The 13,817-nt window shown below is 73.3% G+C and carries 10 protein-coding genes; 3 read left to right on the plus strand and 7 right to left on the minus strand.

Annotation, left to right across the window (positions count from 1 at the left end):
* The first annotated feature begins 414 nt into the window (after positions 1 to 414).
* Positions 415 to 2,157 (plus strand): pyruvate dehydrogenase, encoded by a 1,743-nt coding sequence (locus AB0761_RS08920; RefSeq protein ID WP_377268429.1) that lies wholly within the window; start codon positions 415 to 417, stop codon positions 2,155 to 2,157.
* Positions 2,158 to 2,171: 14 nt separating this feature from the next.
* Here AB0761_RS08920 and AB0761_RS08925 read toward each other — a convergent pair whose 3' ends face one another.
* On the minus strand, positions 2,172 to 3,071 hold the full coding sequence (locus tag AB0761_RS08925) for an LLM class flavin-dependent oxidoreductase (protein ID WP_377268430.1): 900 nt from the start codon (positions 3,069 to 3,071) through the stop codon (positions 2,172 to 2,174).
* A 548-nt stretch (positions 3,072 to 3,619) separates the two neighbouring features.
* Here AB0761_RS08925 and AB0761_RS08930 point away from each other — a divergent pair.
* Positions 3,620 to 4,735, plus strand: coding sequence for a DUF5925 domain-containing protein (locus tag AB0761_RS08930; RefSeq protein ID WP_377273978.1), 1,116 nt, complete (start codon positions 3,620 to 3,622; stop codon positions 4,733 to 4,735).
* 72 nt (positions 4,736 to 4,807) lie between these two features.
* Here AB0761_RS08930 and AB0761_RS08935 read toward each other — a convergent pair whose 3' ends face one another.
* Positions 4,808 to 5,395: a signal peptide protein gene (locus AB0761_RS08935; RefSeq protein WP_377268431.1), complete on the minus strand. Its 588-nt coding sequence runs from the start codon at positions 5,393 to 5,395 to the stop codon at positions 4,808 to 4,810.
* 250 nt (positions 5,396 to 5,645) lie between these two features.
* On the opposite strand from AB0761_RS08935, the gene fdhA reads away from it, so the two are divergent.
* Positions 5,646 to 6,866 (plus strand): formaldehyde dehydrogenase, glutathione-independent, encoded by a 1,221-nt coding sequence (fdhA, locus tag AB0761_RS08940; protein WP_377268432.1) that lies wholly within the window; start codon positions 5,646 to 5,648, stop codon positions 6,864 to 6,866.
* Positions 6,867 to 6,921: 55 nt separating this feature from the next.
* Here the strand turns inward: fdhA and AB0761_RS08945 are convergent, their stop codons facing one another.
* The 5 genes from AB0761_RS08945 to AB0761_RS08965 form a co-directional block, all read right to left on the minus strand.
* Positions 6,922 to 8,244: a serine hydrolase domain-containing protein gene (locus AB0761_RS08945; protein ID WP_377268433.1), complete on the minus strand. Its 1,323-nt coding sequence runs from the start codon at positions 8,242 to 8,244 to the stop codon at positions 6,922 to 6,924.
* Between the two features lie 99 nt (positions 8,245 to 8,343).
* On the minus strand, positions 8,344 to 10,065 hold the full coding sequence (locus AB0761_RS08950; RefSeq protein WP_377268434.1) for an acyl-CoA dehydrogenase family protein: 1,722 nt from the start codon (positions 10,063 to 10,065) through the stop codon (positions 8,344 to 8,346).
* 56 nt (positions 10,066 to 10,121) lie between these two features.
* Positions 10,122 to 10,670: a PadR family transcriptional regulator gene (locus AB0761_RS08955; RefSeq protein WP_377268435.1), complete on the minus strand. Its 549-nt coding sequence runs from the start codon at positions 10,668 to 10,670 to the stop codon at positions 10,122 to 10,124.
* Between the two features lie 179 nt (positions 10,671 to 10,849).
* Positions 10,850 to 11,707 (minus strand): TIGR02452 family protein, encoded by an 858-nt coding sequence (locus AB0761_RS08960; RefSeq protein ID WP_377268436.1) that lies wholly within the window; start codon positions 11,705 to 11,707, stop codon positions 10,850 to 10,852.
* Between the two features lie 188 nt (positions 11,708 to 11,895).
* A complete protein-coding gene (locus AB0761_RS08965) occupies positions 11,896 to 13,734 on the minus strand; it encodes an AMP-binding protein (RefSeq protein ID WP_377268437.1) in 1,839 nt (612 codons plus the stop codon).
* Positions 13,735 to 13,817: the final 83 nt, after the last annotated feature.

Raw genomic sequence — 13,817 nt, forward strand, 5'->3', positions numbered from 1 at the left:
TGGTGAAGCCAGCATTACAGGCGCCCAACCTGACATCCGACGCCGACCCTGAGTCGCTGTTCAGCCCTCTCGACGCTGCGGGGGCCAGACCCAGAGGTGGCGTGCGGACCGGCGGTCGGCCGTTGAGGGTCGGCTGGACCGCCAAGCACGGTCGCCGGTGTCGTGCCCCGCACTGGTGCGACACCGGCGGTCGCATGCTTGATCCTTCTCCTCCGGCCCGCCCGACGGAGCCCGGTCGCACTGGACCGGAGCCGCTCCCCCGGCAAGCCCCCCGGACGCTCCCGCCGCCCCCTGCCCCACCGCCATCCGATCGGCGGCACCGCATGCCCTCCGGGTGGCAGGCGGCCACGGAGCATGCGGGGATGGGCTCGGTGCCTGCAAAGGCCCGCCTCGCCCGCCGCCCGGAGGTTCCCGATGGCCAAGCAGACCGTTGCCGAGCAGTTCGTCGAAGTTCTGGTGCGGGCCGGCGTGGAGCGCATCTACGGAGTCGTCGGCGACAGTCTCAACCCGGTGGTGGACGCCGTACGCCGGCATCGCGACCTCAGCTGGGTGCAGGTGCGCCATGAGGAGACCGCCGCCTTCGCGGCCGGCGCCGAGGCACAGATCGGCGGCGGGCTGGGGGCCTGCGCCGGCTCCTGCGGACCCGGCAACCTCCATCTGATCAACGGACTCTACGACGCCCACCGCTCCATGGCCCCCGTGCTGGCGCTCGCCTCCCACATCCCCAGCAGCGAGATCGGCACCGGCTACTTCCAGGAGACCCACCCCGAGCAGCTCTTCCGCGAGTGCAGCCACTACTGCGAACTGGTCTCCTCCGCCGGGCAGATGCCCCGGGTGCTGCAGACCGCCGTCCAGCACGCGGTGGGCCGCGGCGGGGTGGCGGTGATCGCCCTTCCCGGCGATGTCGCCGCCCAGCCCGCCCCGCAGCCGGCCAGTCGGCACGCCCTGGTCACCCGCCGCCCGCTGGTCCGCCCCGGCGAGGCCGACCTGGACGCCCTGGCGGAGCTGGTGGACGCCGCCGGCAAGGTCACCCTCTTCTGCGGCAGCGGCACCGAGGGGGCGCACAGCGAGGTGATGGCCTTCGCCGCGCGCGTCAAGGCGCCGGTGGGGCACGCCCTGCGCGGCAAGGAGTTCATCCAGTACGACAACCCCTATGACGTGGGGATGTCCGGCCTGCTGGGGTACGGCGCGGCCTATGAGGCCATGCACGGCTGCGATCTGCTGATCCTGCTGGGCACCGACTTCCCGTACAACGCCTTCCTGCCCGACGACGTACGCATCGCCCAGGTGGATGTGCGCCCCGAGCACCTCGGCCGGCGCTCCCGCCTCGACCTGGCCGTCTGGGGCGACGTCGGGGAGACGCTGCGCTGCCTGACGCCGCGGTTGAAGGAGAAGACCAGCCGCCGGTTCCTGGACACCATGCTGAAGAAGCACGCCCAGGCGCTGGAGGGGGTGGTCGGTGCCTACACCCGCAAGGTGGAGCGGCATGTGCCGCTGCACCCGGAGTATGTGGCGGCGGTGCTCGACGAGGAGGCCGCCGACGACGCGGTCTTCACCGTGGACACCGGGATGTGCAATGTCTGGGCCGCCCGCTATCTGACGCCCAACGGCCGGCGGCGGGTGATCGGCTCGTTCACCCATGGCTCCATGGCCAATGCGCTGCCGCAGGCCATCGGCGCCCAGTTCCTGGACCGCCGCCGCCAGGTGGTCGCCATGTCCGGGGACGGCGGCTTCTCCATGCTGATGGGCGACTTCCTGACGCTGGTGCAGTACGACCTGCCGGTCAAGGTGGTGCTCTTCGACAACTCCTCACTGGGCATGGTGGAGCTGGAGATGCTGGTGGCCGGGCTGCCCGCGTTCGGCACCACCAACTGCAACCCCGACTTCGCCGCGGTCGCCGAGGCCTGCGGCGCCTTCGGCGTACGGGTGGAGAAGCCCAAGCAGCTGCGCGGCGCCCTGCGGGCGGCGCTGAAGCACCGCGGACCGGCGCTGGTGGATGTGGTCACCGACCCCAACGCGCTCTCCATCCCGCCGAAGATCACCGGCGAGCAGGTGAGCGGCTTCGCCCTCTCCATGGGCCGGATGGTGCTGGACGGCGGTGTCGGCCGGATGGTCCAGCTGGCCCGCGCCAATCTGCGCAACATCCCGCGGCCCTGAGCGCGGGGACCGCGTCAGCGCCGCAGCGCGGCCCACACCCTGCGCACCTGGTCCAGCGGCTCCGCGCCGATGGGCCGCAGCACCACGGAGTCCGCCCCCGCCTCCCACAGCTCCCGGATCCGCCCGGCCGCGGTGACGGCGTCCCCCGCGGCCAGGAAGACCTCCTCCGCAGGCAGTCCCAGCCAGTCGGCACACCCCGCGGTGACCGGTGCGGTCTCGGCGGCCAGCCGCTCCGGGTCGTCGTCGACCCGGAGATGCGTGAAGAGCACCAGGTCATGGGGGTCCTCGCGACCGGCCTCCCGGCGGCCCGCGTCGATCCGGTCCAGGGCGGCGGCGACGGCCACCGGCCCCTGGCCCTCGGCCATCACGGTGCCCTCCGCGACCCGGCCCGACAGCTCCAGCGATCGCGGTCGCACCACACCGGCCAGCACCGGGGGCACCACAACCGGGGGATGGACCAGCCGCACACCGTCCAGCCGGACGGCGCGGCCCTTCATCGTGACCTCCGCACCGCCGAGCAGCGCCCGCACCGCGCTCACGGTCTCCTCCAGCAGCGCCATCCTTGCCGGCGGCAGCGCACCGGCGACCTCCATCAGCTCGGTGGCGCCGTGCCCGATGCCCGCGATCAGCCGGCCGGGGAACAGCCGGGCGAGGGTCGCGAACTCCATGGCCAGCAGGACGGGGTTGCGCAGCGGGGCCGGGGCGATGCCGATGCCGACGCGCAGCCGCTCGGTGGCGCCCAGCGCCGCGGCCGCCGAGGCGATCGAACCGGCCCACGGCAGGTCCTCCACCACCCACAGCTCGTCGATGCCGAGGTCCTCCAGGGTGGTGGCGAAGCCGGTCAGCTCCTCCGGAGCCCGGTCGCGGTCGAACATCACACCCAGCCGGGGCAGCTGACGGTCTGCAGAAGGCATCCGCGCAGGCTAGCAGAGCCCGTCCGCCCGTGACGACGTCCCGGGGCCGGAGGGACGAGTCTCATCCGCAAAGCATCTGATGCCCACTCACACCCGCACGGCGGCTCCTGAGCGGGGAGGGGCGGAAGCCGGGCCGCCGGGCGGGCGGGCATCGGCGAGCACCCTCAGGGCACGGCCGATACGGGCGTCCGGGGACCCGCCCGGGCCCGAGGTGTGGTACGGCGGGGGCAGGGCGCCCGGTTCGACGGCAGAACGCAGGGGAGCCCTCCCGAGGCCGTGGGCCGGTGGTCGCCTCAGCCTGCGTACCCGCCCGGCCCTCGCCCGGACGCAGCCCGCGGTGGCGCGGGACCTGCGAGTGCGGGCGGCACGGCCGGGGTGGGGGAGGTCCGTCGGGGTTCGTGCAAGGTCCGGAAAAGCGGTGGGCAGCGGTCGCCCGGTGCCGGATCATGGCGCCCATGTCCGCACAGCACTCCCCCGATGGAGTCCCCGTCGCGACCGCCCCCGCCCCCGCCCCCACCCCCGGCTCCGAGGTGTACCGAGCACTGCCGATGCAGGTGCAGCTGGACGACAGCGACTCCCCCTTCGACGTGGTCGACGCCCTGGCGCTGGCCCGCTTCACCTCCGGCGAGCAGCCCTGGTGCCGCTCCACCTCGCTTCAGCGGGTGAAGGGCGACGCCACCCTGCTGCCCACGGGCAGCAGGGTGGTCCGCTCCTCCCAGGAGAAGAACCGGTCCGCGGTGCTCGCCGAGGGCGCCGGCTGGACGCTGAAGATCAGCCGCTGGGTGGGCCACGGCGGCGGCAAGCACGCGGACGTCACGGTGACCGCGGTGGAGGAGGGCCTGGCCGAGCAGATCCTCGCGGAGGCCGTGGACGGGGCGGAGGAGCCGCCGCCGGTCGAGGAGGACGTCGTCCTGATGGGGTTCTGGCACCTCACCGGGCACGGCCCCAGCCGCACCACCCGGCGGATCAGCGCGGAGACCTGGCCGGAGATACGGGAGAACTACACCGCACCGGTCGCCGACGCCTTCGACGCGCTGATGAAGCTGCGCCCCGAGGAGGTGACCGGGCGGCTGCTGCTGCTGCACGGTCCGCCCGGGACCGGCAAGACCTCGGTGCTGCGCACCCTGGCCCGCTCCTGGCGCGACTGGTGCCGGGTGGACTGCGTGCTCGACCCCGAGCAGCTCTTCGCGGACCCGGGCTATCTGCTCCAGGTGGCCCTGGCCACCCAGGACGACGACGGCGAGGACGACGATGCGCAGCGCTGGCGGATGCTGCTGCTGGAGGACTGCGACGAGCTGATCCGCGGCGGCGCCAAGCGGGTCACCGGCCAGGCCCTGTCGCGGCTGCTCAATCTCACCGACGGTCTGCTGGGTCAGGGCCGCAACGTCCTGGTGGCGATCACCACCAATGAGGACGTGGAGCGGCTGCACCCCGCCGTGGTGCGCCCGGGCCGCTGTCTGGCCCGGGTGGAGGTGGGTCCGCTCACCGGCGAGGAGTCCTCTCGCTGGCTGGCCCGCACCACCGGGGACGGCGCCGCCGACGGCTCGGCCGGGGTCCCGGCGCCTCCGGGCCCGTCCACCCTGGCGGAGCTGTTCGCGCTGCGGCGCGGTCGCTCTCCGCTGCTGCCCTCACCGGCCGCGCCCTCGGACGGCCTGTACCTCTGAGCCCGGAGTCCCACGCATGTCGGCGCCGGTGCGCTCGGGTCCAGCAGCCGCTGGGGTCAGGAGTCGCCCAGGTCAGGAGCCGGCGGCCGGCCCGAAGAGCACGACCCTGGGCTGCAGCACGGCCTGGTGGGCGGCGGCGCTGCTGCTCGGCTGGACCGTCACCCGGTAGCCGGCCACCAGGTCGGCGCCGGGGGCGAGCTGCTGCCCCGAGGCGGGGATGGTGGTGTAGAGCGTTCCGGTCTGGGTGCCCAGCGGCACGGTCCTCCACTGCCCGGTGGCGGCGTCCAGCTGCTCCAGCTTGACGTCGGTGGGTGACAGGTAGGGTCCGGCATCCGGCGACTCGACCAGGATCTGCAGCGCAACGGTGCGGGCGGTCGCCCCGGTGTTGCGGTAGTGGACGGTGAGGTCGTGGGCGTGGCCGTCGGCCGCCAGCGGGCTGGTGGGCAGGTCGACGAAGCCGGCCGGAACGTCGGCGGGCCTGGTGTCCGCCACTGTCCGCACCTCGGCGACCGGGGCCGCTGCGGCCGCCTGGACTGCCGTGGCACTGCCGTGGGCGCTGCCGGTGCCGGAGTGGGTGGCGAGGGTGGCGCCGACGGCTCCGGCCGCCACCAGGAGCGAGGTCGCCACGGTCACTGCCGTGCGCTTGGTCGAGCGGGGCACAGTGCCTCCCTGTCTGTGTTGCCTGTCGGGACGCCGGTGGTCATTCCCGCCATGCCCGATATGACACCTCTCGCCCAAAAAAAGTACGTACTGTGACCCGCTGATCGCGCCCTGCATCACCTGGACGGGTCGCGATCCGCGGCAGCCGGCGAGGGTCTGCGACGGCCTGCGGACAGCGGCACCCTGGGAGAGGAAGGGGTTGGACCGAGCAGTCGGCGAGCAGTCCTGGGCGAGCAGCGGAGGTCGGACCATGCCGGGCAACAAGGCGGTCGTGTACAAGGAGCCGGGCCGGGTCGAGGTCGAGACGATCGACTACCCGGAGTTTGTGGTCAAGGACGGTCCGGGGGTGCATCCGGACAATGTGGGGCGCCAGTGCCAGCACGGCGTGATCGTCAAGTGCGTCGCCACCAACATCTGCGGCAGCGACCAGCACATGGTCCGCGGCCGCACCACCGCCCCGGCCGGGCTGGTGCTGGGGCACGAGATCACCGGCGAAGTGGTGGAGACCGGCCGGGACGTGGAGTTCGTCAAGGTCGGCGATCTGGTCTCCGTCCCGTTCAACATCGCCTGCGGACGCTGCCGCAACTGCAAGGAGGGCAAGACCGGGATCTGCCTCCATGTGAACCCGGACCGGCCGGGCTCCGCCTACGGCTATGTGGACATGGGCGGCTGGGTCGGCGGACAGGCCCAGTACGTCCTGGTGCCGTACGCCGACTGGAACGTCCTGGTCTTCCCCGACCGCGACCAGGCACTGGAGAAGATCCGCGACCTCACCATGCTGTCGGACATCTTCCCGACCGGCTTCCACGGCTGCGTGACCGCGGGGGTGGGCGCCGGCTCCACGGTGTACGTCGCCGGGGCCGGGCCGGTGGGGCTGGCCACGGCCGCCGGGGCCCAGCTGCTGGGCGCCGCCGTGGTGATCGTGGGGGACCTCAATCCGGAGCGGCTGGCGCAGGCCCGGAGCTTCGGCTGCGAGACCGTCGATGTCTCCAAGGGCGACCCCAGGGACCAGATCGAGCAGCTCCTCGGCGTGCCCGAGGTCGACTGCGCGGTCGACGCCGTGGGGTTTGAAGCGCACGGACAGGGCGGCGAAGCGGCGCAGGAGCGCCCGGCGACGGTGCTCAACACCGTCATGGACGTCACCGCGGCGGGCGGCGCAGTGGGCATCCCGGGCCTCTATGTCACCGGCGACCCCGGGGCGTCCGACGAGGCGGCCAGAACCGGGTCACTGTCGATCAGGATCGGTCTGGGGTGGGCGAAGTCGCTCTCCTTCACCACCGGCCAGTGCCCGGTGATGCGCTACCACCGCCAGTTGATGCAGGCGATCCTGCGCAACCGGGTCCACATCGCCGACGCGGTGAACGCCACCGCGATCCCGCTGGAGGAGGCGCCGCGCGGCTACCGGGAGTTCGACGCCGGGGCCGCCCGCAAGTACGTCCTCGACCCGCACGGGATCCAGTCCGCCTCCTGACATCCGCCGTGGTGCCGGCGGGCCGCCCCCGCGGCCCGCCGGCACGGCTGCGTCCTCAGCACGGCGTGAGCCGGCAGGGGTGGCTGAGATAGCTGCCCAGCAGGCCCTCGCTGTCCCCCGCCTTCCAGGCGCAGGCCACCCCCGTGAGCCCGCCCCGCTCCCGTCGCAGACCGACGGCCAGCGCGGGGCTGTTGATCCGGGCGTCGGCGGTCGGGAGCTGCAGGGGGAACGAGGTCCGCAGGTCCCAGGCGGCGGAGGCGGTCGCCGGCGCGGTGGCACCGCGGCCGTCCAGCCGCAGCTCCACCCTGCGGTCCGCCAGCACCCGCAGGGTGATCGGCAGCTCGCCCTCCGGTGTGGCGATCTCGCCCGCCCAGCTCCCGACCGGCAGCTCCAGCGGGCGCTCGGGGTCCGGGACCGCCGGGTCGACCAGCTCGGCGGAGTAGCCCGGCACCAGCTCCGCCATGATCCGGTGGAACACCGCGTCACGGGCGGCCTTGCGGGTGGAGTTGGTCAGCACGGCGACGGAGAGCTGCTGCCCGGGCACGGCGGCGACCATGGCGGCCACCCCGCCCATCCCGCCGCCGTGGCTCTGCACCAGCGGTCCGCCGCCGTAGGAGACGCACCAGCCGAGCCCGTACCCGAGGCGGGCGTTGACCGGCGCAGCCCGCAGCACGGCCGCGGCGGTCCCCGGCTCCAGCAGCCGCCGGTACGACTGCGCGAAGAGGGCCAGTTCACCGGCGGTGGCCCAGCCCAGCGACGCCCCCGGGTGGCTGGTGTCGCACACGGGGTAGGCACGGCCGTCCACGGTGTACCGCACCGCCGACGGCGCCGGGCCGGGGTACTGCGGCCCGAGGTGGCAGCCGATGAGCCCCAGCGGCTCGAACACCCGCTCCCGGACGAAGCCGCCGAGCTCCTGCCCGGTGGCCGCCTCCAGCTCCCGGCCCAGCAGTCCGTAGCCGAGGTTGGCGTACTCGAAGCCGGAGTCCGGTTCGCGGTACTGCACCTGGTAGCGGGTGGCGTCGATCAGCCGGTCGCCGCCGCCGTAGTGGAAGTCGTAGTGTGCCCCCAGCCCGCCCCGGTGGAGCAGCAGGTGACGCAGTGTCGGCGGACGTCCGCGCCAGTCGCCCGCGGCCGGTGCGTCCAGGTCCAGCAGGCCCCGGTCGGCTGCCAAGCAGACGGCGGTGGCGGTGATCGGCTTGGTGATGGAGGCCAGCCCGTACGCGGTGCCGGGTGTGGCAGGGCGTCCCGCGGCCGTGTCCGCCAGCCCGTACGCCTCGGCCAGCACCACCTCGCCGCGCTCGGCCACGGCGACCGACACCGAGGGGCATCCGTACTCCGCCAGAGCCTGCGCACAGTGCTCCGCCAGTCCGTTCAGCATGTCCGCCCTTCCCCTCGGCCGCTCCGACAGGTCGAGCCTAGGGCCCGGCCCCGCAGCCGGGCCACGGCCGCCCCGCCGGCGGCCATGGCCCGGCAGGTCTCACGGCCGCATCTCGTAGGCGCCCGCAAGCGCCTCGACCTGGGCCCAGACCCGTGCGGATCGCCCGGCGTCGGCGACCGGACGGCGGACCTGGGTCAGCGCCCAGGCCGACTGCGCCTCGGTGGCGGACGCCTTGCCGTGCAACTCGGTGGCGTGCCCGGAGAAGTCACGTACCAGCACATCGAAGATCTCGTCCAGCAGATCGCGGTCCAGCCCGGTGATCCCGGCCTGCTCCAGCACCAGCTGACCGTAGACCACCAGCGCGAAGAGCTGGCCGAGGGCGAGCAGGAAGTCCAGGTCCTGCTGCTGGGCCTCGTCCGGTGCATGGGCGAGCAGCAGCTCGCACAGGCCGTCGGCCTGCTCCCGGAACCGGGCGACATTGGGGATGTCGGCGTGCGCGTCGTAGGCGGTGCGCCAGTCGTGGAAGCGGATGGCGCCCAGGCCGCGCGCGGGGCCCTGGCGGAAGAGGAACTCGTCGTCGGCGGGGTCCTGGCGGGTCGGGACGGCGGGGTACTCGGCGGGCGCGAAGAGGTAGTTGCCCATGAACTTGAGGATCAGCGCCAGGTTGACGTGGACCGTGCCCTCCAGCTTGGGCAGCCCGCGGATGTCCTTGGCGGCCTTGTCGAAGTAGGTGTCCGCCTCGAAGCCCTTGGCTGCGATGACGTCCCACATCAGGTCGATCACCTTCTCACCCTCGGTGGTGACCTTCATCTTGGTCATCGGGTTGAAGAGCAGGTAGCGGCGGTCGTCAGGCCCGGCGGAGCGGAAGTAGTCGACGGAGCGGGCGCTGAAGAGCTTCATCGCCGCCAGCCGGGCGTAGGCGTCGGCCAGTTCACGCCGGACGTGCGGGAAGCCGGTGACCCGGCGCCCGTACAGCATCCGGTTGTGGGCGTGGGTGACCGCCTCGTACATGGCGTGCTCGCAGATGCCCACGGAGGCGGTGCAGAGGTTGAACTTGCCGACGTTGACGGTGTTGAGCGCCGCGTCGAAGGCGTCCCGGCCGGTGTGCAGCACGTCCTCGGTGCGTACGGGGTAGTCCTCCAGCCGGAACTCGCTGACGTACATCTGCGCGTTCACCACGTTCTTGACCAGGTGGTAGTCGTCGTGGCGGCTGTCTGCGGCGAAGAAGACATAGCCGTCGGGCCCCTCGATGTCGGCACGCCGGCCGAAGACCGAGACCAGTCCGGCGACATTGCCGTTGCCGATGTAGTACTTGGAGCCGGTGGCGCGGAAGCCGCCCTCGCCGTCCGGGGTGAGGACCATGTCGGTGGCGTAGATGTCGGCACCGTGGCCGCGCTCGGAGAGGCCGAACGCCATCACATGGCCGTCGGCGAGCAGTTCGGCGGCACGGGCCCGGGCTGCGGGGTTGGCGCTCTGCCATACCGGGCCCAGGCCGAGCACGGTGACCTGCCAGGTGTACCAGTAGCCGAGCCCGTAGAAGCCCAGGATCTCGCTGAGGGCGGCGTTGCGGGCGGTGTCCCAGCGGGCGGCGGGGTTGTCCTCGGCGTCGGCCGTGGGGGTCAGGAAGGCGGCGAACAGGCCCTCCTTGGCGGCGAACTCCAGGAAGTCCGCGTACCAGGTGCGGTCGATGTAGGTGTCGATCAGCGCCTTCTTGCCGCGCGCCTCGAACCAGTCGACGGTGGCCCGCAGCAGGCGGCGCGTCTCCTCGTCGAAGTGGGCCGGGTCGTAGCCGCGCGGGTTGAAGAGCAGAGAGTCCGCCATGGTCGGAGCTCCCCTTCCTGGTCGGATCGGAGGTGGTGGGGGGTCGGTCGGCCAGGTCAGCCGATTCGGTGCAGGGTGGCCAGGACGTCGTCCAGCCAGGCGACGGTCATCCGCTCGTACTCGATGCCGCCGCGCAGCACCACGTGCTGGAGGGACTGCTGTGCGTCGAGGACTGCGGGGTCGGGGAAGTCGCGGCGCTCGCCCGCCAGATAGCGGTCGAGCAGCGCGGCATGGACGACCCGGTGGCGCTCCACCTCGGCGACCAGTCCGGCGCGTCCGGCCGGGTCGTCGAAGGCGGCGGCACGGATCTTGACGGCCAGGTCGTGGCGGACGGTCTCGGGCTCCACCGGAGCCCGCAGCCACACCGACAGCGCCTCCCGGCCGGGCCCGGCCGCGCTGTAGACCCGCTTGTCGGGCCGGCCCTCCTGGACGACGTCCTCGGCGGCGATCCAGCCGTCGGCCTCCATGCGCCTGAGCACCCGGTAGATCTGCTGGTGGGTGGCGGTCCAGAAGCGGCCGATGGAGCGGTCGAAGCGGCTGGCCAGCTCATAACCGGAGCCTGGCTTCTCCAGCAGGGAGACGAGGATCGCGTGCTCAAGGGCCATACGGCGATCCTGCTATGCAACTCGTTGCATAGCAACTCACGAGTAACTTAATGAGACCCAGCTCACCACGGCCCGGCGGCGGCCGTCCCCGGCGGCGGCTGTCAGACCCCGACCCCGACCGCGGCTGTCCGGCCGGGTGGCGGCCGTCCGGCCGGGTGGCGCCGAAGGCCTGCGGCGGGTCAGTCCAGGGGGACGGGCTCGGGTCCGTGCGCGACCCGGTGGAAGGCGCTGTGGAAGGCGGCGCGGACGGGGGAGTCGCCGCGGCGGTCCAGCACGGCGAAGACGACCTGGGTGAAGCGTCCGCCGAAGCCGCCGCCGGGGGCCAGGTGCCCGTGGAAGGCGGCGGCTACCTGCGCCGGGTCGTTGCGGAAGACCCCGCAGCCCCAGGCTCCCAGCACCAGCCGCCGCCGGCCGCACGCCGCGGCCGTCTCCAGCACCCGCTCCGCCCGGATCCGCAGCGCCTCCGGGACCATCCGGACATGGTCCGGCATCCGCGTCGCGACGACCCCGGCGTTGGGCGCGGCCGCCACCAGGAAGTCCACCGCGTACGGCTGCTCCAGCAGCTCACCGCGGTCGTCGCGGAAGACCGGGACGCCCGGGGCGTGGATCACCCGGTCGGAATAGAAGGGGCTGGGGTCCGCACGGTGGGCCGCATAGAAGTCGGGCACGGCGCGCAGACAGGCGTGGAGCGCGGAGGACCGGCAGAGCGACTCCTCCTGCGCCTGCGCCCCGTTGAGAAAGCCACCGCCGGCATTGCGCGCCGAGGCGAAGTCCAGCACCGCGACCGGCTCGGGATCCTCGCCGGTCATCCGGCGGGCGGCCTGCAGGCTGCTCTCACCGGTCACCTCCACCACCGGATCCCCGTGCGGCCCGACCGGCCCCGGGTCGACCGGCCCCGGGCCGTACAGCCGGGTGCCCGCCACCGCGGCCGCGACCCCGCGTGCGATGTCGACGACGCGGCCACCGGGCAGGTGGTAGCGCCCCGCCTCGGTGATCTCCACCGTCTCCCGCGCGATGCCGCGCAGCCGTGCGCTCACGTCCTGACCCCCGTGCCGGTACCCACGATCCCAGCATGCTGCCTGCGACGCGTCCCGCGACAGCGGATTTCCCCCCGCGCGGCGCCGTCCGGGACGCACAGCGCCGCTCGGCCGGATCGCCCGGACCGGGCCGCCCGGACGGATCGCCCGGACCGCACCGCCCGGACCGCACCGCTCGGACCGCGCACTCAGACGGCGCCGGGCGCGGCCTCCTCGCGCAGCATCCGGCGCAGCACCTTGCCCATCAGATTGCGCGGCAGCGGCGTGGTCCTGAACTCGACGATCTTGGGGACCTTGTACGCCGTCAGCCTGGCCGCACAGTAGGCCTCCAGCGCCTGCGCCGACAGCGCGCTCCCCTGCCGCAGGACCACACAGGCCTTGACCGTCTCACCGCGGTAGGAGTCGGGGACGCCGATCACCGCCGCCTCGGCCACGGCCGGATGGGTGAGCAGCACCTCCTCGATCTCGGCCGGGAAGATCGAGAAGCCGCTGGCGATGATCACGTCCCGCTTGCGGTCGATCACGGTGACAAAGCCGTCCGGGCTCATCACCGCGACATCCCCGGTGAACAGCCAGCCGTCGTGCAGCATCCGGGTGGAGTCCTCGCGCTCGTGCCAGTACCCGGCGAAGACCTGCGGCCCCCGGACGATCAGCTCTCCCGCCACCCCGGGCGGCTGGTCGACCTCCGGATCGGTCTCGTCGACGATCCTGGCCTCGGTGCCCGGCAGGGGGATGCCGACCGTGCCGGGGCGGGCATTGGCGTTGAACGGATTGCAGAGCACCACCGGGGCCGCCTCGGTCAGCCCGTACCCCTCCACCAGGGACGCCTGGGTGGCCTGCTGGAAACGGTCCACCGTCTCCGGCGGCAGCCGCATCGCGCCGGAGATGCAGCTGCGCAGGGTGCGCAGCGCCCGCAGCTCCGCCGGGCTGCGGCGCAGCAGCTGGTCGTACATCGGCGGCACCCCGGGGAACAGGGTGGGCCGGTGGCGTCGGGCGGCCCGCAGCACCAGGTCGGTGTCGAAGGTCGGCAGCAGTACGGTGCGGGCACCGGCGATCAGGCCCACGGTCAGCCCGAGGGTCATCCCGTACACATGGAAGAACGGCAGCACGGCGAGGGCGGTCTCGCGTCCCTCCCGCAGCTGCGGGTACCACGCCTTCACCTGGTGGGCGTTGGCGACCAGGTTGCGGTGGGTGAGCATGGCGCCCTTGGGGGTGCCGGTGGTGCCGCCGGTGTACTGGAGGACCGCGACCCGGCGGGGGTGCACCTGCGCCTGCGGCACCCCGCCGCGCGGGCGGCGGGTGCGGGCCAGCTCCGTGAAGGGCACCGTGTCGGCGTCGGGGGGCAGCGGCGGGCCCAGCTTGTCGCGGGCCGCGCGGGCCCTGGCCAGCGGCAGCCGGAGCAGCAGGCGCAGCCGGAGCGGGAACTGCTCGCTGAGCCTGGTGGTGACCACATGTCTGAGCGCCGTCCCGTCGCGCACGGCGGCGACGGTCGCATAGGCGCCGTCATGGACGACCACCAGCACCGCGCCGGAGTCGACGAGCTGATGGCGCAGTTCACTGGGCGTGTAGAGGGGATTGGTCGGCACGACGACCGCTCCGATGCGCTGTGCCGCGTAGAAGGCGATCACAAACTGCGGGCAGTTCGGCAGGACCAGCGCCACCCGGTCGCCGCGCTTGACCCCGAGCTCCAGCAGCCCCGCGGCGAAGCGGTCCACGGCGCGCCGCAGTGCGCGGTAGCGGGTGCCGCGGCCGAAGAAGACCAGCGCGGTACGGCGGCCGTGGCGGGCGGCGGCATCGTCCAGCAGTCCGGTGACGGGGGTGTTGGGGACGGTGACGCGGTGCGGGACGCCGTCGGCGTAGAAGCGGTACCAGGGGCGGTCCCGGCCGGGCCCGGGCCGCTCCGGCCCCGCCGGCCCGGGGTCCTCCTCGGCGTCGCGGGACACCATCCGGGTCGGGGCCATCGGCACGGGGCGCGGCCGGCCGTCCCGTGGGGCGCCGCCTGCGCCTCCGGTCGTTTGCGCATCCACCGCTGCCACTCCCCTGTCGGCCGAGTCCTGGCTCCCTGTTGGGGTGTGGCGAATCGTGGCAGTGGTCCCGTACGGGAGTCCAG

Source organism: Peterkaempfera podocarpi, from assembly GCF_042466665.1.
Lineage (GTDB): Bacteria > Actinomycetota > Actinomycetes > Streptomycetales > Streptomycetaceae > Peterkaempfera > Peterkaempfera podocarpi.

Bases quoted from the DNA above. Each gene is read 5' to 3' on its own strand.
- AB0761_RS08920 (WP_377268429.1), top strand. From the start codon at position 415: ATGGCCAAGCAGACCGTTGCCGAGCAGTTCGTCGAAGTTCTGGTGCGG.
- AB0761_RS08925 (WP_377268430.1), bottom strand. From the start codon at position 3,071: ATGCCTTCTGCAGACCGTCAGCTGCCCCGGCTGGGTGTGATGTTCGAC.
- AB0761_RS08945 (WP_377268433.1), bottom strand. From the start codon at position 8,244: ATGCTGAACGGACTGGCGGAGCACTGTGCGCAGGCTCTGGCGGAGTAC.
- AB0761_RS08950 (WP_377268434.1), bottom strand. From the start codon at position 10,065: ATGGCGGACTCTCTGCTCTTCAACCCGCGCGGCTACGACCCGGCCCAC.
- AB0761_RS08930 (WP_377273978.1), top strand. From the start codon at position 3,620: ATGCAGGTGCAGCTGGACGACAGCGACTCCCCCTTCGACGTGGTCGAC.
- fdhA (WP_377268432.1), top strand. From the start codon at position 5,646: ATGCCGGGCAACAAGGCGGTCGTGTACAAGGAGCCGGGCCGGGTCGAG.
- AB0761_RS08955 (WP_377268435.1), bottom strand. From the start codon at position 10,670: ATGGCCCTTGAGCACGCGATCCTCGTCTCCCTGCTGGAGAAGCCAGGC.